Here is a 20,002-nt window from a genome sequence, read left to right as displayed (position 1 = left end):
GTACCGACCCGGTGCTGGCAACCAGCCGGCGGGGCGGCGGCGTGGGAGCAGCGGGTACGGATGCCGGAACCGACACCGGCAGCGGAGCCGCGGCGAACGGAGTCGCGGCAGGCGGAACCACACCATCCGACGTCAGGCCGCCGGCAACCGCCTCACCGGGCGCCCCGTCGGGTGCCGAAGACGCGGAAGGTGCGGTCGATGATGGCGGGGCGCCGGTCGACGGAAGGTCACCGACCGATCGGGCGAGCCGCTGGCGCCGCCAGCCGGACGAGGCCTGACCAGCCGGCGGCATCGCCTCGGCGCCCGATCCGACGGCCGTCCTGCCGATCGACTCGCCCGTCGATCGAGCGACCGCGGGACGGTCGGCGACCGGCGGTGGCGGGGTGACCGGCGGCGGTGTGGCGACTGACGGCGGTGTGGCGGCTGACGGCGGTGTGGCGACTGACGGCGGTGTGGCGACTGACGGCGGTGTGGCGACTGACGGCGGTGTGGCGACTGGCCGCGTGGGGATCCGCGCCGCGGAGGCCGGCCCGATGGGGCTGGGCCGGAATGTTCCGGACGGCGCGAGCGGGTCCACGCCGTGGGCCAGGGCACTCAGGACGATCGGGGCCGGGCTGCGACTTCCGAGCCCCCGGGCGAAGCCGGTGGCATCGGCGGTCACCGGATGGTCCGCGGGCCGGATCGGCGGTAGCGAACGCCACGCGGCCGTGCTGGCAGGGCAGCACGGCCCGAAGCCTCGCCTGGGCCGCTGCCACCGGAGGCGGTCTCCCCCTCCGTGCTTCCATCCCCGCCGACCGCACCGCCCGACGAGGGGCGATCCGATCGACGGCGCAGCCATGCGCCCAGGCCCGAACCCAGCATCGCCTAGTCCAGCCCTCCGGATTCGTCGGTCAGTTTCGTCAGCGCGGTGAGGAAATACCGCCGGTCGGGATGCTCGAGGTCGAGGATGTCCGCGAGCGACCAGTGGTAGCCGGCGGCCAGGTACGCGACCTCCTCGAGCAGGTCCTCGGCCGCGTACGTCAGGATTCCCCCGGTGCACCACCTGCCACGTCGACCGTGAAGGCGTGCTCGCAGGAGGGGCAGCTCACCGCGGCGTGGGTGTGCCCCTCCTGGTTGATCCGGCGGTAGAGGTCCTGCAGGAACGCGAGATCAGGGGCGAACAGCCCCTCGACGACCGCCGGGGTGATCGTGGTGAGCGATCCGAGGCGGGTGATCACCCGAGACAGCAGGAGCACAGTCAGGTACGCCTCGTTGTCCCGCACTCGCGGATCACGCAGCGGGAGGATCTCGTCCCGCGCCGTCGCGAGCCGCATGACGCCTTCGCGGTGTAGCTGGCCGTCGGCGTCCAGATAGCCGCGCGGCAGCGCGAAGGCGAACTCGGTGACCAGCCCGGCGGCGCCTGTGGTCACGCCAGCTCCAGGCCTTCGTGGACGAGCGTGACCTCCTCGATGGTGATCTCGCTGCCGCCGGCCTGCAGGCTGCCGATGCTCACCTTGGACGGCCAGGCGTTGATGAAGTTGAAACGGGCCTTCTCACCGCGGGTGTAGTCGTAGAGGACCACCGAGCCGTTCTTGCGCGCCTCGTCGATCTTCCCCTCCTGCACCTGCTTGATCCACTTCCACCAGCCCGGATCATCGGTCTTGCCGCGCTTGAGCTGGATGTCGCCCCATTTGCGGGCCCCGGGCAGTTTCTTGATGACCGGGATACCGCCCTTCTTGTTCTCCTTGTGCTCGATCACCTGGATCTCCGCGCTGAGCCCGGAGACCTCCTTGAACTGGGCGATCGCCACACCGTCGATCTCGATCTGGTAGGCGTAGTTGCCGAGCGCGTCCTCGCCGATGGGCACGACGTCTCTCCTGTCCGGGTTTCCGGTGAACTCGTCGGGTGGTCAGGTGGCCGGGCGGCGGCCGGTTATTCGGCGCCGAGGGTGATCTGGGCGACCTTGAACACGACGAACTCGGCCGGCTTCACCGGCGCGACCCCGATCTCGATGATCACCTGGCCGGAGTCGACGACGCCCGGCGGGTTCGTCTCCTCGTCGCACTTGACGTAGAAGGCCTCGTCCGGGGTGACCCCGAAGAGCGCACCGTCCCGCCAGAGGCCGAGCAGGAAGGCCGACACCGTGCGCCGCAGCCGCTGCCACAGATCGAGGTCGTTCGGCTCGAACACCGCCCACTGGGTGCCGCCGAGAATCGACGCCTCCAGGTAGTTGAACAGCCGCCGGACGTTGACGTAGCGCCAGGCCGGGTCCGAGGAGAGGGTGCGCGCCCCCCACACCCGGATGCCTCGGCCCGGGAACGCCCGGATCACGTTGACGCCCACCGGGTTGAGCTCGTCGTGCTCCACCTTGGTGATGTTCAGCTCCAGGCCGAGCGCGCCGCGCACCACCTCGTTGGCCGGCGCCTTGTGCACACCGCGGGTGTCATCGCTGCGGCTCCAGATGCCGGCCGCCGAACCGGACGGTGGAACGAACCGGCTGCGGCCCTCCACCGGGTCGAAGACGGACACCCAGGGCCAGTACAGGGTGGCGTACTTGGAGTCGAAGTTGGCCTGCTCCCGCCGCCAGTCCCGGATGGCCTGGGCGTTCAGCCCCGGGGGCGGGTCGAGGATGGCCATCCGGTCACCGGCGCTCTCGCAGTGGTCGATGACCGCCCGCTGGACGGCCTGCACCACGTCCAGGCTGATCTGCTGCTGCTGGAAGGCGAACCACAGGTCCGGCACCAGCACCATGGTCACGTCGTCGCAGGCGGCGAGGCCGGCGACGCCGGTGCGCTCGGCGACCTTCCCGATGAAGTCGTCGGCGCCGGCTCGCGGCACGGGCGACGGAGCGGGCGCCTGCAACGCCACCACACCGGACGTCGGCGCCCGGTCGAGTGCCGTGACCCCTTCGAGCTCGGTCACCCGGACGAGCTCCGACCCCTCGTTGACGACGGTCGCCAGGTTGCGCCGCCCGCGCCGGGTGGTGACGTCCTCGAAGACCTCGACGTGCTCACCGTCCCGGATGACCGTGACGGTGAGATGCCGGCCGGCGTCCCCGGCACCGCCGCTGGAGCCGGCTCCCGTGGGGCCGTTCGCACCGGATGCCTCCGCGCCACCGCCACCGTCGGACGCGCCGCCGTCAGGCCCGGCGGACGTCTCCTGGGCAGGCCGGCCAGCCGGAGTGATCTGCACGGACAGGCTGCCACGCACGTCCGGGTCGACCGCCTCGATCCGGTAGACACCCACCCCGGGCCTGCTCGCGCTGGTCAGCTCCGCGACCGGCCCGGCGGCGGCGCCCTCTCCGCCGGAGCCGACGCTCACCACGTAGCAGGCCCCACCGCCGTTGTTGAAGTACTGGAAGACCGCCAGCGGCAGGTACGCACCGGGCACGAAGTCGCCGAAGTTCTCGACGTACTGCCCCCAGTTCGCCAGCCGGATCGCGGTGTTGCGCGGCCCGCGCGCGGTGAAGCCGATGAATGCCGCCACCGCCGTGCCGACGCCCTCGATCGGCCGGGACCCCGCCTCGACCTCCTGAACGTAGACGCCGGGCGACCGGTAGTTCGGCATGCCATGCCCTCCTCGACCTGACCGGGAATGTTCCGATCATCACCGGCCGGCAGGTTGGAACCAACGTCCGACGGCGCATCGTCCCGGGCACAGCCCGTCGCCCGATAGGGCAGCCGGGAAGGCGGCCGGCACCGGACGCCGCCAGAGGCCAGCCGGGCGGGCAGCGCCTTTACGGCTTTCCAACCGGACCCGTCTACCTGGTTCGGGCCTCGCGGGCTGCGCGCGCTTCGCGATCACGTCTTTCCCGGATCTCGCTCCTGATTCTCGCCGCCAGATCCACCGAACGCCCGACCATGCGCCGGTACCGGGCTTCATCCGAGCCGAAGAGACGCCATCCGCTCCATGAGCCCCAGGGGGTGTCACTTCTCGTGCCGTTGGCACGGGCGTTCAACGGAGCGAAGTTGTCGAGCATGTTGGCGACCTCAAGCTGCGATGCGGGGAGCAGCTCGACGAAGCCTGGCATGTTGACGATCTCGATCAGCGGCACGATGTGATCCGCTTCGAGATCATCGACCGGCGCACCGAGGCAGTCCCGCTGGTCGTCGGCAGCCGCGAGTGCGCGCACATGCGCCCTCGCAGCTCTGTCCGGGGAGAGGTTCCCGCCCCGGATGCGGGCGTAGGCCGCGCTCGGCGCCTCGTGGGTCAGGAGGCGCGCATCATCTCCCATGTCTCCCAACAGGTTCCGCTCGGCATCCTCGATCCCGGCGACCAGAGCGGCAAGCTGCTGGTTGAGCTCCCGCGCTCGGGTGTTGTCGTTGGCGTCGAGCGCCGCCTTGCGTTCGGCGGCAGCAGTCAGCACCGCCGCACGATCGCGCAGTACGCGGGCGACCTCCGCGTTCCAGGCCGGCCAGCGCGCCTCGATTCTGGCCTGGGCGGCGCCGACCCGGTCACGGAACGCCCGGTCGGCCTCGTCCTTGCGCCTGGCGGCTTCCGACAGCTTCCGAGGCTTCGGAGCAGCGACCAGCAACGCGTCCGCGCGGGTCTGGGCGGGAACGGGCCCGGTCTCCGAGTCCTTCTCGGGGGCCTCGGCATCCAGCCTGGCGGATGCCTCCAGGTGGCGCCCGACCTGCCGCATCAGTTCCTGGACCCTCGGGTCCGAGAGACCTCGCAGCTCTCTGATCTCGTTGACCTTCGCGATCAGCTCGCGGAGCTCGGCCCTTGCCTCCTCGCTGGCGGTCAGTTCGGCGCTTGCCCGGGCCGCCGGCAACGCCCTGACCTCGCTTCGCTGGATGTGGACATCCAGGCCGGACCCCGCGGTCACGGCACGTCCGCTGTAGGTGTGACCGGCCGCCGTCACGCTGATCGAGGCGACAACGCGACCATCCCCAGCGGCATCCGGGGAAGCCACGGGTTGACCACCTGCCGTGGCGCCGGTCGGAACGGCGGCGCTGGTCTGGCCAGCCGCGCCCTCCGCACCGGGCCCGTCCGTGGAATCACGCCCGGGACGAAGCCGGCCGAGGATGCGCCGGCCCAGGGAGGCCAGCCAGTCGGCGACGCGGTCGAGGGCGCCGTCGACGACACCGCGGACGCGGCCGACGACGTCCCGTACCGGCGCGGCGATGTCGCCGAGGCCGAGCAGGCGGGCGAGGAAGCCGAGGACGACCGGGACGCTGCGAGCGAGCGCCTGCTCGACGGCGTTCGCGGCGTCCCCGATCGAGCCGGCGGCGATCTTGGCGATGGAGTCGAAGACCGAGCTGGCGAAGGCGGCGAGCTGCTGGGCTCGTTCGATGAAGAACTGGACGGTGTTGTAGGCGGCGATGATCGCCTGGATGACGGCGCCGGCCGGGTTGAACATCGAGATCAGCCGGGTGACGGCGGCGCCGACCACGGAGCGGGCCACCCAGTCGCGGATGCCGCCGAGCACGGTGTCGAGCAGGCCCGTCGCCGATTCCATGATCTTGTCGACGACGGCGCCGAGCCCGCCGGTGATGATCCGCTGCACCCAGTCGACGGCGGTCTCCATCGCGCGCACGACCCGCTCGCCGAGCAGCCGGACCAGCCGGGTGCGCAGCGCCGACCAGCTCAGCCCGAGCAGGTCCAGCACCACCGAGACGATGCCGTTCAGGTCGAGGCGGGCGGGTATGCGCACCGCGCCGCGCAGGGCGCCTGTCAGCCAGCCGAGCAGCCCGGACTGCAGATGCGTCCCGATGTTGCCGACGAACTGCCCCAGGCCGGTGCGTACGGCGGCGGCGAGGTTGCCGGCGAAGCGCACCGGGTCGTTCACGATCGTGCCGAGTACGTCACCGGCGCGCCGGATGATGGCCATCACCTGCTCGCCGGCACCGCCGGCCAGCGCGAGCGCGCCCTCGAAGACGAACTCCATGACCTTKCCGGCCGCCGAGCGGGCGAAGCCGAGCAGGGCCTGCAGCGGCGGCCCGAAGACGCCGGCGATCTTCGCCCAGGCACCGGCCGGGTCGGCGAGGTCGGTGATGTCGAGCGCGTCCCAGGCCCGGCTGAACAGGGCGCGGATCGCCTCCCAGCTGAGCCCGAGCTTCGGTACCTCGGCCTCGAACCAGGCGGACGCCCGCTCCAGCGCGCCCGACCGGTTCAGGTTCTCGAAGATCTCCTGGCCGCGCGGCACCAGCTCGAGGAAGCCTCCGACCACGGTTGCCGCGGAGCGCGGCACCTCCGCCCCGGTGAGCACGTCCCGGCCGAGGACAACACCGAGCAGCTTGTAGCCAGGCATCCGGTGCGCGTAGGACGTCAGCCCGGACAGTGCCCTGTCCCGCGCCCCCGCCGCCAGGTCGGACACTCCGGCGGTCACGTCGTCGAGCAGGCCGCGCGACACCGTCACCGCCGCGCCGTTCGCCGCGGGCGCCGGCCGGCGGGACACCGCCGGATCCCGGGACACCGCCGGTTGGCGGGACGGTGAAGGCCGCCGAGGTGCCGTAGCGGGCTGGGACGCCGAGGAGTGACGGTACGCCGACGGCTGGCAGGAAACCGGCGGCTTTGCCACGGCCAGCCCCGGCACCCCGGTGCGAAGCCGCCCGTCCGAGTCTGCCTGCTCGCGCTGCTCACGCAGCAAGGTGGCCGCCGCCCGGTTCCCGGCGCTGCGCTGCAGGCCGAGCAGCGGATGCCCCGGGGGTGGAACTGACCGGGGTGATGCCACCCGGTTGGCAGCCGGCCCTGGCCGGTCAGCCGCCGGGTGCCGGCCGGCTGGCGAACGCCGGTCAGCCGCGGTGGGCGGCATCAGAGTCGATGCCGTGGTCACATGCCCTCCGCGGGCTCTTCCTCCTCCGGCAGCGGAGCGGCCTCACGGGCCACCTGGGCGCCGACCGCGGCGGCCTCCCGCTCGGCAGGGTCGTCCGGATGGCTGACCGTGCCGCCGGGCCCGCCGGCACCGCTCGTCTGCTGCACGACGTGGGTGAGCTCGTGGGCCAGCAGACCGCGCCCGGTCGGCGAGGTCGGGTCGTACCGCCCGGGCGAGAAGAAGACGTCGGAGCCAGTGGTGAACGCCTCCGCCTGCACCGCTCGGTTCAGGGTCGCCGCCGCGCCGTCGGTGTGGATCCGCACGGCGGACAGGTCGGCACCGAGATGGCCTTCCATCTCCGCCCGCACCGGCTCCGGAAGCGGTGAGCCGGCACCCCGCCGCGCCTCGATCGCCGCTCCGATCTCCGGGTCCAGCGGACCGGCGCCCTGCGAGCGCAGGGCACTGCGCAGCACCGCCATCGCGGCCCCGGATGACCGGCCGCCCTCGACCAGCGAGGAGCCGGCCCGCAGCATGTTCCCGACCGCCGCGTTACCCACCTGTGCGTGGAGGGCTGCCGGAACCCGCTCCCGGCCGACCGCGGCGGGCCGACGCGCGGCCGGCGCCACCGAGCGGCCGTCAAGCTGCTCGTGTTCCATGGAAGGCTCCTCCCGGAGACGGACGCATCGATCGGTTCCCACGGCAGGCAGCGCCGTCCCGCGCGCGGACAATGGACGTCCAGAAGGCGGCCGGCTTTCCGTAGGCCGACATCTCCACCGAACAGTGTGGCCGTTCTGCCAGCACGCGAAAACCTCGGTGCCCGTCCGCACGCCGGAGGATGCCCGAACGGGCAGCCACCGGTTCACTCGCGGTGTTCAGCGTGGGATCAGCGGGAAATAAGGGCCGAACTCGTCGGCGAGGCAGAGGCGGCCGAGTTTGCGGTATTCGAGCGCGACCGCGGTGACGATCTCGCGCATGTCCACCACCTGGCCGTTCGCCGCGCCCAGGTAAGCCGCGGTCACCGCCGCGTTCCGGATGTCGCCGCCGGCCAGCCCGAACGCCTTCGCGCAGAACTCCAGGTCGACGTCGGTGGCCAGCGGCACCCCGGCGAGCATCCGCCGCCACAGGGCGAGGCGCTGCTCGGCGTCCGGCCGGGTGAACTCCGCGACCACCGACAGCCGGCGGCGGAACGCGTCGTCGAGGTTCGCGGCCAGGTTCGTCGCCAGGACGGCCACCCCGTCAAACGACTCGATTCGCTGCAGCAGGTAGGCGACCTCGACATTGGCGTAACGGTCGCGGGCGTCGGAGACCTCGGAACGTTTCCCGAACAACGCGTCGGCCTCGTCGAAGAACAGCACCGCGTTCAGCCCCTCCGCGCCGACGAAGATGCGTTCCAGGTTCTTCTCTGTCTCGCCGATGTACTTGTCGACGACCCCGGACAGGTCGATGACGTACATGTCGACACCGAGGGCGCCCGCGACGACCTCCGCGGCCATGGTCTTACCGGTGCCCGACTCTCCGACGAAAAGTGCGGTGACGGCCTCACCTCGCCCACCGCCGCGACGCAGCCCCCAGTCGTCGAGAACCCGGCCGCGGTGGGCCGCCCGTCCGGCCAGATGGCGCAGGGTGGTGAGGGTGCGCGGCGGCAGCACCAGATCATCCCAGCCGACCGCCGGGCTGATCCGGCGGGCCAGCCGCTCCAGCCCGGTGGCGTTCTGCGCCCGTGCCGCCGCCACCAGCCACTCGACCCGCGGCGGCGCGGCCGGCCGCGCCGCCTGCGACCCCTGTCGCTCCGGCGACGGCTGCGGCTCCGGCGGCTCCGGCAGCTCCGGCAGCTCCGGCAGCTCCGGCAGCTCCGGCAGCTCCGGCAGCTCCGGCAGCTCCGGCAGCTCCGGCGAATCGTGCTCCGGGCCGCCTTCCAGGACGCGGGCGGACAGCCGGGAGGCGGCGACCGCCCGGCGCACCTGGCGGGGCGCGAGCCGCAGGGACGCGAGCTCGGCGGGCATCGGCGCGCCCAGCTCGGCGGCCCACACCGCGGCCTGCGCGCCGGCCCCCAGCGCGAGCACGTCATCGATCAACGGCACCGGTCCGGGGGTCTCCGGATCCCACGCGCCCCGCCCGTACAGCACCACCGGCAGCGGCGGCAGCGTCCCATCGCCTCCGGCCGCGGCGCGGACCACCAGCCCGCGCGCCGCGGGGTCGAGCATTCCGGTTGGGCCGGCGACCAGTACGGCCCCGGCCAGTCGTGCCTCCCGGACGGCGGCAGCGAGCGTCGCCGCCACACCGCCGAACCGGTCGGCGGCCGGCACGGCACCGGAGCCTGAGCCACCGCCCGTGCCGATCTCCCCGCCCTCGCCCGCCCCGACGTCACCGCTGCCGGTGGCCCCTCCGGCCGGGTCCGCGACACGGGCCAGGCCCGGCGCGGAGAGATCCAGGCCGAGGGCGCGGCGCCCGGCCCGGCGGCAGGCGGACAGCGCGGCAGCGAGGCCGTCCGCACCGGGCGTGGTCCGCAGGTACACGAGCCTCGGGTCAACAAGCCCGGCGTCAACATGCCTGACGCCGTCCGGCCCCGCTTCGTCCAGCCCGGTGTCGGACGGCCGGGCGTCGGCCGCCGGACGATCCTGGCGCACCGGCGGGTCCGGCGGGCTCGGTGGGCTCGGTGGGCTCGGTGCCGTGCTGAGGAAACGGGCCACCCGCCGGACCACCGGATCGTCGACGTCCGGTGCGTCGGTCAGCACCTCGGCCAGCGCCGGGCCCGGGTCATCCACGCCGAGCAGGTGGGCGGTGACCCGGTCCGGCACGCGCAGCGACCTGGTCAGGAACGGGCGGTCGGCGTCCTCCACGACGAGCAGCCCAGTGGCGAGCAGCGGGGCGCCGGGCGCGCACCGGGCGCGGGCCGCGCCGTCGAGCGGCGAACGCCCGCACAGTTCCAGGGCGAGGCCGGGACTGGCCCGGCGGCGGGTCACGTCGTCGTGCAGATAGCCGTAGAGCTTCTCGAACCGGGCGTCCAGGTCCGGGGCCAGCGCGACCAGCAGGATGTCGACATCGAGCCCGCTCAGCCCGCAGCTGCCCGCGAGCTCTCGAAGCCGCAGCCGGCTGCCCCGCTCCCGCGCCGCCGCGGCGGCCCGCTCCACCTCGGCCGCGAGATCACCCGAACCCGCGTTCTGATCGCCTGGAGCGGGAACGGCCGGGTCGGGCGCTTCCGGCGGAGCTGGCGCGGCCTGGGTCGGGGTGCGGAGCAGGAGGGCGTCGATGTGGCCGTCGCTGAGGTAGAGGCCGCGGAAGGCGTCGTCGGGCTCCGGGTCGACGGCGCGCCGGGCGGCGACGGCGCCGCGGACCCGGGCCTCGACCACGGCGAGCCGGCCCAGCAGATCGGCCAGCGAGTCGTCCCCGTGCACGGTGGCGCTCAGAGCTCCTGGACGCGCCGGGTCCGCGGACCGGCGCCCGCCGGCCTGCTCCCGGGCGGTGGCGGCACGGCCGGCGCGCGCGGGTCGGTGGCCGAGGCGCGCAGGTGCACCTCGGGGTCGGCCGCGACCAGCCTGCGCACCGGTTCGACCCGGGCGGGGTCGAACGGCGCGACCACGACGAGGTCCAAGGAGGGTTTGAGCTCACCGCCGAGGGCGTTCCACACGTCGGCGATGCCGCGGTCCGCGCCGGTGGGCAGCGCGAGCTGCAGCAGCACCGGGATCGGCTGGTCGACCAGTGCCCCGCGCAGGTACTCGGCGGGCACCGCGTCGTGCCGCAGCAGGGCGGCGAGCAGGACGGAAAGGAGCCGGTGCTCGTCCTCCGGGCGGGACGTCCACGCGGTGAGCAGGTAGGACAGCCGCAGCCGGCGCGGCGGCGGCCGGCGCGCGACGATCCGGCCGGCGCCGTCCCGGACCTGCTCGAAGGCGATCTCGCGGCGCGCCACATCCTCCCGGATGTCGTAGAGGAACGCGTCGATGCACGGCCCACCGCGCCGGGCCGCCCATTCCCGGGTCGGAGCGTCGAAGAGGACCTCCGTGTCACCGCCGGCCACGGCTTCGGCGGCGAGCAGCGCGGCGAGCGTCGCGTCCACGTCATGGATCATCGCCTCAGACGGTGGCATCCGGGCACCGACCGCCGCAAGGACGCACCCGGCCCGTCCGCGCTGCCCGTTCGGGCTGCGTCTTCGGGCTGCGTGTTCGGGCAACGAGACGAGGCGAAACATCTGCGCGTGCGACGGTTCCGCCCGCCGCGTGATCGACGTAGCGTCGGCTCATGGCGAGGTACAACGCCGCGGACATCTACGGCTACGCCCGCGCGGCGGGTTTCACCCCGGACCAGGCGGTGACGATGACCGCCATCGCCCTGGCCGAGTCGGGCGGTGACAGCTCCGCCCACGCGACCCGCGGGGAGGACTCCCGCGGCCTGTGGCAGATCAACATGGACGCCCACCGCCAGTGGGCCGACCAGAAAGCCTACGACCCCGCGGTCAACGCGAAGCTCGCCTACGAGGTCTCCCGCGGCGGCCGGGACGTCTCGCCGTGGACCACCACCCACGGCCTGGATGACGCCCGTTACCTCGACTACCGGGCCCAGGCCGAGCGGGCGGCCCAGCTGGCCGGTGAAGGCGAGGCCCACGGCAACTGGGCCGGGACGGCCGGCTACGGCCATCAGCTCACCGCCGCGGGGGACGCCGGCGGCGGCCACCTCGACGAGACGACGGCCCGTTTTCTGCAGGCAGCGCTCGCGCAGGCCGGTGACAAGTACGTCTACGGGGCCGAGGCGCACCTCGACGACTCCGACCCGACCGCGTTCGACTGTTCGGAGCTGACCCAGTGGGCGGCCGCGCAGGCGGGTGTCGAGATCCCCGACGGGGCCGCGGCCCAGTACGAGGAGCTGCGCACCCACGGGCAGGAGATCTCCGTCGACGACGCGCTGCGCACCCCGGGCGCGCTGCTGTTCCGCGCCGACCCGAACGGCTACATCAGCCATGTGGCGATCAGCCTGGGTGACGGCCGCACGATCGAGGCGCGCAACTCGCGCCTGGGGGTCGGTGTGTTCGACAACCGCGGTGACTGGCTGAACCGGGCCGCGGTGCTGCCGGGGCTGTCCGGCCCGGTCGGCGCCGGGGCACCGCCCGGCGGGTACTCGAGCAGCTCCCTGGCCCTGGCCGGCGGGGTCGGCACCGAGGCCGGCGGGGCGGACAACGACGGCGACGGCCTCACCGACGCGCTGGAGAGCCAGCTCGGTACGGACTCCGCTGCCGTCGACAGCGACCACGACAACCTGTCGGACATCTACGAGCTGCTGCGCGTGGGCTCGGACCCGACGTCCGCCGACTCCGACCATGACGGCCTGCCCGACTCGGCCGAGCTCGCCCTCGGGAGCAGCCCCACGAACCCGGACAGCCTCGGTGCCGGTCACCTCGACGGGGCGACCGGGCCGACGGCGACGCTCGACAGCGATCACGACGGGCTCAGCGACGATCTGGAGCGGGTGCTGGGGACGGATCCGAGCCGGATGGACTCCGACGGTGACGGCCTGCTCGACGGTGCGGAGCACCAGCTCGGCCTCGACCCGCTGGCCTTCGACCACCTCGACCCCGCCGGCACCGATGCCGCCTCCGGATCCGGTTCCGGTACATCCCTCACCCATCATGTGGACACGGGTACCGGCGGCCTCGACGGACACACGGTCCTTTGACTCGCCAGTCAGAGCAGGCCCTGGCGGAGGGCGAAGGCGACCGCGTGGGAGCGGTTGCGCAGCCCGAACCGCCGCGTGACGTCCTGCAGGACGTTCTTCACGGTCCGTTCCGAGTAGTTGAGGCGCCGCCCGATCTCCTGGGTGTCGTGCCCTTCGGCGACCAGGCGCAGCACCGTCAGCTCACGTTCGGAGAGCCCGGAGAAGGTGAGCCCGCGCGGCGCCAGCACCTGCGTGGACACCTGCTGGACCTGTCTCAGCAGCGAGCCGAGCATGTCCGGTGGCAGGTAGCCCTCACCGGCGGCGGCCCCGCGCACGGCGGCCAGCACCGCTTCCGGGGTGGCGGTGGCGCGGCGCAGAAGCCCGACGACGCCCGCCTCAACGGCGGCGGTCAGGTCGTGAGCCTCCAGCTCCGCGACGACGAGCACGACGGGCACCCCACCCTGCTGCAGCTCACGCACCATTCGCAGGGTGCGCTCGTCGGTGCCCTGCGCGCTCACCAGGACCACGTCGGCCGCCCTCGGATCACCGCCGGCACCGGACGGGTTCGGCCCACCCGGCGCCGCACCGTCGTGGGCCGGCCGCACCGGTGTGGCGCCATGCTCGCGGCCCCGGTCGGGTTCCGCGGTGAGCTGGACGGGACGCAGGTACGACGGCCGCCCAGCCGCACCCGTCCCGGGGCCGCCGGCGCCGGCCACGGCCACCGCCGCCTCGGAACCACCCCCACCCGCGCTCACGGCGACGGCTCCGGGCAGCCTCTCGACGATCTCGATGTCCGGGCAGCCACCCAGCTGGGCCGCCAGGCCGGCCTGGGTGATCGGATCGCTGGCACGGAGCAGCACTCGGATGCGGTGGGGCATGGTCCGTCCTCCCTGTCGTTGACGACCACGTATCGCACAGCGCACTCAAGGTCGGCTCGTCCTCACGAACCGCTCAAGGAACGCTCATGACGGGCCTCGGCGCGGACTCAAATCCGGCGCGTCCGGCATCGGCGCGTCCGGCATCGGCACGTCCGGCGCACCCGGCGCACCCGGCACACCCGGCCGCCGGCGGGCCTTCGGCCGCGATCCGGCTGCTCGACGCGGTGGCCGCCGAGGCCGGGCGGCGAGGCCGGCCGGACCTGCAGGTGCGGCTTGCCCGGGAACGCGGCCGGCTGGTCACACCGGACGCCCTGGTGGTCGTCGCGGGCGAGTTCAAGAAAGGCAAGGGCACCCTGGTCAACGCCCTGCTGGGGGCGGCGGTGTGCGGCACCGACCCGATCTCGACCACGCTGGTGCCGACCGTGGTCGGCTACGCCCCGCACCCGGCCGCGACGGTGCGGCGCGCCGCCCGATCCTCCCCGGGTGACGCACCGACCGGCGGGTCACCGCCCACAGCGGCACCACCGGCCGAGGCTCGGTCTGTCGAGGAGCCGTCCCTCGAGGCGGTGTCCATCGAGGCGCTGCACGACCTCGTCCAGGGCCCGCCGGCGGCGACGCGCCTCGCGATCGGCTCCAGTTCCGGCACCGGCACCGGCACCGGCCTTGGTACCGGCCTCGGCTCCGACACCGGTCCGGTGAGTTCGGCGCAGGTCGGGGTCCCGCGGCAGCTGTTGGCGCAGGGTCTGACCCTGCTCGACACCCCGGGGCTGAACGGCGGACTGGCCGACGGCCACGCGGCGGCGACGCTGGACGCGGCCGTCAGCGCCGACGCCGTCCTGTTCGTCTCCGACGCCGGGCAGGAACTCACCGCCCCAGAGCTGGACCTGATCCGCCGGCTCGTCCGGCAGGGCGCGACCGTGCTGCTCGCGATCACCAAGATCGACGCCTGCCCGCACTGGCGCCGTGTGGTCGCGGCCAACCGGGAGCATCTGCGGCGCGCGGGTCTGGACCTCACCGTCTTCCCCCTCGGCGCGCCGCTGCGGCTGCGCGCCCTGCGCGACCACCGGCCTGATCTCGACACCGAGTCCGGCTACCCGGCGCTGGTGACCCATCTGCGCCACGAGATCGTCGCACCGCGCCGGGCCCGCCTTGAACGGCTGGCCCGCGCCACCGCCGCCGACGCGCTACGCCAGCTGCTCACCGAGCTGGAGACCGAACGGACAGCACTCGCCGATCCGCGGCATGACGCGGGCGACCGGGCGACCGGCCTGGCCGCCGCCGTCCGCGACGCGAGTCGGATGGGTGAGCCCGCCGCGGTCTGGCGGCAGGAGCTGTCGCAGCAGTACCCGGAGATGACCCTGCGGTGCAGGGACGGCCTGGCGGCCAGCATCCGGACGTTGCACGCCAGAGCGGAGGAGAAGATCACCGCGAGTGATCCGTCCGAGCAGTGGGACGAGCTGCGCAGCTGGCTGTTCCAGGCGGTCAACGAGACCCTGCTGGACCACCGCCAGCAGATCCGCTCCGAAGGCACGACTCTCGTCGACACCGTCACGCAGGCGTTCGAGGCCGCCGCCGGCCCCGTCCGGGAGCTGCTGGCCACGGCGGTCGACCGGCCACTGCCCACGGTCGAGGACGTCCGCGGCCTCGAGTTCACCCAGTCGACCGGTTTCGATCTGCTGGCACAGGGCGCACGCGGCGGGAGTGTCGGGATGGTCATCGTCTCGGCTGGTGGGGCGCTTGCCAGCATCGCCGGGCTCGCCGCCCTCACAACGGTGCTCGCCCCGGTCGGAATCGGGGCGCTCGTGATGCTCGGGCGGCGCACGATCGCCTCCGTCCGCGCGAACGAACGCCGCGCCCACCAGGCACATGCCAAGGAAGCCGCGCGGCAGTACATCGAACAGGCTGGAAGGATCATCGCGCAGGACGCGACCGTCGTCTGCGAACAGCTCCGCGTCAGCCTGCACCAGGCCCTGACCGGGCTGGCCACGGAGCTGACGACCGAGGCGCGGCGCAATCTGGCGGCCGCCGAGCGGGCCGGTCGGGAGACCGAGGAATCGCGCCAGGCCCGGCTCGCCGTGCTGGACAGGGACATCGCCCGGCTGCGCGCCGTGACGGAGGCCGCCGGCGCACCCGGCGCCGGCGACCCGGCCGGCGCCGCCCGAGCGGCCCGAGCGGGCAGAACGGGACGGGCAGGACGGGGAGCTGCCAGGTGACCGGCCACACCGGTCACACCGGTCACACCGGTCCAGGCGACCCCGCCGGCCGCCCTGGGAGCCTGCGTGCGCTGGTTCGCGCTCTGCTCCTCGACACGCTCGACGCCTGTCAGGGATGCCCCGCCGAACCGGTCCTGCGCGAGGAGGTAGACCGCTTCGACGGGCCGCTGCGGGTCGCGCTCGCCGGCCGGGTCAAGGCCGGCAAGTCCACACTGCTCAACGCCCTCGCGGGCGAGCAGATCGCGGCGACCGACGCCACGGAGTGCACCCGGATCGTGACCTCCTACGCCGCCGGTACGCGCGAGGCGGCCTGGGCCTACCTGCGGGACGGGTCGGTGGTCGAGGCCCGGCTAAGCCGCACGGCGGGCAGCGCACATGTCGACCTGGCGGGGCTGCCCGGTGGGGCCGGTTCCGCGGGCACGGCAGCCCCCGGAGCCGGCGCGGCCGGTCCCGGCGTGGAGGCTCTGCGGGTCGAGCTGCCGGGCCCGCGGCTGCACGGCCTCACCCTCATCGACACGCCGGGCATCGCCTCGTTGTCCGTGGAGCTCTCCCGGCGCACCGAGAGTTTCCTGACCAGGGGCGCCCGCCGGCCAGCGGCCCGCCGGCCCGGCGGCAGGCCTGCTGGCGACGTGCCCCCCGGTCTCGGCACGGCCGGCTCCGGAGCCGCCGGCCCCACACTGGCCGGTGCGGACGCGATCGTCTACCTGCTGCGTCACCTGCACGCGGCCGACGTCGACTTCCTGGCCTCGTTCCGGCGGACCGGGCTCGGCGAGGCCACCCCGGCGCATGCCATCGGGGTGCTCTCCCGGGCCGACGAGATCGCTCCCGGACGCACCGATTCCGTGGACGTGGCCCGCCGGGCCGCCGCCGCCATCGGCCGCGACGAACGGGTCCGCGCCCTGGTGCAGACCGTCGTACCGGTCGCCGGCCTGCTCGCCCAGGCCGGCACCCGGCTGTCGGGCGACGAGCTCGGCCAGCTGCTGGCACTCGCCGCCGAGCCCGCCGCGGACACCGACGACCTGCTGCTGTCCGTCGACCGGTTCGTCGCCCCGGCCGCGTCGACATCCGTCGCCGCGCCGGTGCGGGCGCTCCTGATCGACGGCCTCGGCCTCGCCGGCGTACGTCTCGCCGTGGCACTGGCCCGGCTCGGGTACGCCCGTGACCCGGCCGAGCTCGCCGCGGAACTCACCGCGCGCAGCGGCCTGCCCGAGCTGACCGAGCTGCTTCGCGGGCAGTTCACCGACCGCGCCGACGTCCTCAAAGCCCAGCATGCGCTGCGCGTCCTGGACGGAGTTCTCGGCGAAGGCGGCACGGGCGAGGCCACCGGCGCGGACGGGCCGGTGGGCCCGCCGCCCCGACTGCTGGCACTGTTGCGGGCCCGCCGCGAGCAGATCGAGGCCGGCGCGCACGAGCTCGCCGAGCTGCGCCTGATCGGCGAGCTGCGCACCGGCACGGCCGACCTGCGCGGCCTGGACGGTGGGCGGCGCGACGAGATGGAACGATTGCTCGGCGCCGCCGGGGTGGACGTGCGGACCCGACTCGGCCTGCCCGCCGACGCCGACGCCGCCGAGATCCGGCCGGCGGTGCTGGCCGTCCTGGGCAGCTACCGCCAGCTGGCGGAGAACCGCCTGCTCCCCCAGCCGACCCGCCGCGCCGCGGCCATCCTGCGCCGCACCTGCGAGGGCCTGCTGCACGCCACCACCGGCGGCTGATCCGCCGTCGTCCACCCGACGCCCGCGCGCCGTCGGCGTCGGCGACGGCGACGACGGCGCTATTCGACCCGGGGGTTCACCCAGGCAGCCCAGTCCTGTGCGGCGTCGCCGAGCGCATCCACCCGGATAACTATCGCGGTGGCGCCGCTGACACCGGACAGGTCGACGTCGACGGTCGGCATGTAGCCGTCGGACTGGATGTCTTCCTGACTTACCAGCGAGGCCGAGACCCGGCCGTCCGGATAAACGGCTTTGACACTGAACAGGACGCGGCCGACATTACCTTGCTGAGCCTTGACGAATCCTATCTGGGCACGGAATCTCTGGCCGTCGACGATTGCCTGCGGAAGGTCGAACTGACCGGTTATCCAGCCGTCCGAAGCCCAGTTCGGATGCGTTGCCATATAGGTCGGGGAGGTGTTGTTCTCCAACAGGTACCCGCCGTTGCTGACGTTGACATCGCCCTGGGTCTGGCCCTCCTGTCCGAACGCCGGCGTGCCCGCGCCACTGCGCCAGAGTGCGCTGCTGGCGTGTGGAATCAGCTCGAAGGGCTCCGGGCGGGCGACCGTGACCACGACGTCCTGCGAGGTGTCCGTCGCGGTCAGCCCCGCCGTGTCGGTGACCTTGACCGTGACCCGGTAGGTGCCGGCGGCGGGAACCGTGAACCGCGCGGTGTTCACCCCCTGCGGCTGCGCGCTTTCGGGCGATCCCGCGGGGGCGATGCTGAACTCGTAGTCGCGCAGCGCCGCGGTGCCCTGGGTCGCGGCGGCGGTCGCGTTCACCGCCAGCTCTCCTGGCACCGTCGAGGCTGTGACCTGCACCGTCGGCGCCACCGACGCCGCGGTGACCGTCACCGGCCGCGTCACCGAATCACTCCGGCCGGCCCGGTCCGTGACGGTGAGCCGGACGGTGTAGGTCCCGGCGGCGGCATAGCGGTGGGTACCGGTCCGCGAGGTCGCGACCGCGCCGTTGTCGTCGAAGTCGATCCGGTAGTCGCTGATCGGCTCCGAGCCGGCTGTCGATCGGGAGGCGTCGACGTTGACGACCAGCGGCGCACCGCCTGAGGCCGGTGTCACGGCCAGCACCGCCGTCGGGCCCCGTTTCCCGTTCTCCTGCGTCTGCGTCGGGCTGGTGGGGAGGGTTGGAACGGTCGGGGTGGTTGGGATGGTCGGGGTGGTTGGGATGGTCGGGGTCGAGAGGTGCGTGGGTGGGGGCGTCKGGGTGGGTGTGGGCTGCGCCGTGACGGTGATCCCGGCGACCGGTGCGGCCCTACGGCCGTCGGCGAGGGTGACCTGGGCCGAGACCGTGTACTGCCCGGCTCGTGACCAGCTGTGCGACACCGCGGTGCCGCGGCCCCCACTGTCGTCGCCGAAATCCCAGCGCACGGCGCTGATCCGGGCCCCGTCCGCCGCGACCACCCGCAGTGCCACCGGCTTCCCGACCGCGACCACGCCCGCCGACCGCTCGATCGCCACGGCGCCGCTGGCCGGATCTGACGGGCGCCGGGTGGGCGACGGCGTCGAGGGCGGGCTCTGCGCCGGGGTGGTCGGCCCGCCCGACGAGCCGGGCGACCCCGACTGCCCTGACCCCGGCGGCCCCGGCTCGCTCCCCTGACCGTTGATCAGGTCGACCTCCGGCCGGTCGGGGTCGTACTTGTTGATCGAGGTCGTCGTGCCGTCGATGTGGACCACCCCGGACCGTTCGCTGGCCGGATCGTTGTAGAACACGAACAACCCGCCGGGTACGAGCTCGAAGCGGGTGCCGGGCGGCAGGACCTTCGCCCGGCGCGGCTGGTCACGGGGCCGGCTGAGATCCACGACGAAGATCTCGCCGGTGGTGAAGTCCGGCACGAACACCCGGCCCGCCACCTCCAGCGGCGGGCCGAGCTCGTCATCGGCCGCGCCGAGATCGGCCGCGACGTCACAGGACCGCCGGGCCAGGTCGCTGACCAGCAGCACACCACGCCGCCCCGAGGCGGTGTAGAGGCGTGCGCTCTCCGGGGAGCCGGTCACCACGGCCGTCGTGTCGGCGGGGTTCTCCGCCAGGCAGGTCGCCGCCCCGAGGCTGCCGTCGGCCTCCAACGGCCGTACCGAGCTCCCGGCGACGACCACCGCCCTGCCGCCGGCGACCACCAGCCGGGCGCCGTCAGGGTCGACCGCCGCGGCCCGGCGGTCCGCCTTGCCACGATCCAGCCAGACCAGGTCACCCGAACCGGCCTCGATCAGCCACAGCCGGCCGGATCCGTCCACCGCCCCGCCGCCGGGCACGATCCTCGAAGCCAGAGCCTGGCTCGGCCGGGGCTGCAGTGACCGGCTGTCCGCCGCCGTGACCAGGCCGGACTGTTCGGTGAAGGCGAACAGTCCGGCGCCGTCGCCGCTGGGAAAGAGCTTCATCCGCTGGCCGGGCTGGGCGAACCTGACCGGCTTGGACGGCTCGTAGGTGATGCCGTCCACACGTACCACGCTGCCGGTGACGCCGTCGGCGACGAAGGCGTCGGCCCCGGCCTGAGCCGAGGTCAGATCCGCGTTGGCTCCGGCGACCGGCACCTGCGTCACCACCTGCGCGGACGCCCCGTCGATCAGGGCGGCCTGCCCGACCTTCGACGACACGAGCCAGGCCGCGCCGTCCTGCAGTGACACCTTCACCGTGCGGTCACCGCGCCCCGACAGGACGACCGCGACCGCGCCGAGAACGACCACGAGCGCGAGCAACGTCGATCCCAACCGCGCCGGTCCCAACCGCGCCGAGACGACCCGCGCCTGCACAGGCCGAGCCGTCCCCGGGCCGCCGAAGGATCGCCGCCGCGTTGTCATTCTCGGT

General features: G+C 73.7%; 12 protein-coding genes. 3 read left to right on the top strand and 9 right to left on the bottom strand.

Annotated features, from left to right (window positions below; translation table 11 throughout):
• Positions 1-1,019: 1,019 nt before the first annotated feature.
• The 7 genes from CcI49_RS26990 to CcI49_RS26960 all read right to left on the bottom strand — a co-directional run bounded on the left by CcI49_RS26990 (position 1,020) and on the right by CcI49_RS26960 (position 10,820).
• Entirely contained in the window at positions 1,020-1,409 is a 390-nt protein-coding gene (locus tag CcI49_RS26990; RefSeq protein ID WP_054564461.1) for a hypothetical protein, read from the bottom strand.
• The gene (locus tag CcI49_RS26985; protein ID WP_006539663.1) at positions 1,406-1,846 is read right to left on the bottom strand and encodes a phage tail protein; all 441 of its coding nucleotides are present in this window, start codon (positions 1,844-1,846) and stop codon (positions 1,406-1,408) included. Before CcI49_RS26985 ends, CcI49_RS26990 begins: the two co-directional genes overlap by 4 nt.
• Positions 1,847-1,911: 65 nt before the next feature.
• Positions 1,912-3,546 (bottom strand): phage tail sheath subtilisin-like domain-containing protein, encoded by a 1,635-nt coding sequence (locus CcI49_RS26980; RefSeq protein ID WP_054564462.1) that lies wholly within the window; start codon positions 3,544-3,546, stop codon positions 1,912-1,914.
• 193 nt (positions 3,547-3,739) lie between these two features.
• Complete coding sequence (locus CcI49_RS26975) at positions 3,740-6,379, bottom strand: hypothetical protein (RefSeq protein WP_131831194.1); 2,640 nt, start codon at positions 6,377-6,379, stop codon at positions 3,740-3,742.
• A gap of 374 nt (positions 6,380-6,753) precedes the next feature.
• Complete coding sequence (locus CcI49_RS26970; protein ID WP_054564464.1) at positions 6,754-7,392, bottom strand: DUF4157 domain-containing protein; 639 nt, start codon at positions 7,390-7,392, stop codon at positions 6,754-6,756.
• A 216-nt stretch (positions 7,393-7,608) separates the two neighbouring features.
• Positions 7,609-10,131 (bottom strand): ATP-binding protein, encoded by a 2,523-nt coding sequence (locus tag CcI49_RS42695; protein ID WP_076830527.1) that lies wholly within the window; start codon positions 10,129-10,131, stop codon positions 7,609-7,611.
• Positions 10,132-10,139: 8 nt separating this feature from the next.
• Complete coding sequence (locus CcI49_RS26960; RefSeq protein WP_054564466.1) at positions 10,140-10,820, bottom strand: DUF4255 domain-containing protein; 681 nt, start codon at positions 10,818-10,820, stop codon at positions 10,140-10,142.
• Between the two features lie 152 nt (positions 10,821-10,972).
• On the opposite strand from CcI49_RS26960, the gene CcI49_RS26955 reads away from it, so the two are divergent.
• On the top strand, positions 10,973-12,400 hold the full coding sequence (locus CcI49_RS26955) for an NlpC/P60 family protein (RefSeq protein ID WP_076830524.1): 1,428 nt from the start codon (positions 10,973-10,975) through the stop codon (positions 12,398-12,400).
• Between the two features lie 8 nt (positions 12,401-12,408).
• Here CcI49_RS26955 and CcI49_RS26950 read toward each other — a convergent pair whose 3' ends face one another.
• The gene (locus tag CcI49_RS26950) at positions 12,409-13,257 is read right to left on the bottom strand and encodes a response regulator transcription factor (RefSeq protein WP_076830521.1); all 849 of its coding nucleotides are present in this window, start codon (positions 13,255-13,257) and stop codon (positions 12,409-12,411) included.
• Positions 13,258-13,343: 86 nt separating this feature from the next.
• On the opposite strand from CcI49_RS26950, the gene CcI49_RS26945 reads away from it, so the two are divergent.
• Together CcI49_RS26945 and CcI49_RS26940 are read left to right on the top strand one after the other, a co-directional pair.
• Complete coding sequence (locus CcI49_RS26945) at positions 13,344-15,470, top strand: dynamin family protein (RefSeq protein WP_076830516.1); 2,127 nt, start codon at positions 13,344-13,346, stop codon at positions 15,468-15,470.
• Entirely contained in the window at positions 15,467-17,182 is a 1,716-nt protein-coding gene (locus CcI49_RS26940; RefSeq protein ID WP_116437511.1) for a dynamin family protein, read from the top strand. The genes CcI49_RS26945 and CcI49_RS26940 overlap by 4 nt, the downstream gene beginning before the upstream one ends.
• Before the next feature lie 59 nt (positions 17,183-17,241).
• Here the strand turns inward: CcI49_RS26940 and CcI49_RS26935 are convergent, their stop codons facing one another.
• Complete coding sequence (locus CcI49_RS26935; RefSeq protein ID WP_131831193.1) at positions 17,242-19,995, bottom strand: PKD domain-containing protein; 2,754 nt, start codon at positions 19,993-19,995, stop codon at positions 17,242-17,244.
• Between the last annotated feature and the right edge of the window lie 7 nt (positions 19,996-20,002).

It is taken from the genome of Frankia sp. CcI49, assembly GCF_001983215.1.
Lineage (GTDB): Bacteria > Actinomycetota > Actinomycetes > Frankiales > Frankiaceae > Parafrankia > Parafrankia irregularis.
The sequence above is the reverse complement of the archived record's forward strand: the minus strand, read 5'-3'. Positions and strand labels throughout refer to the sequence as shown.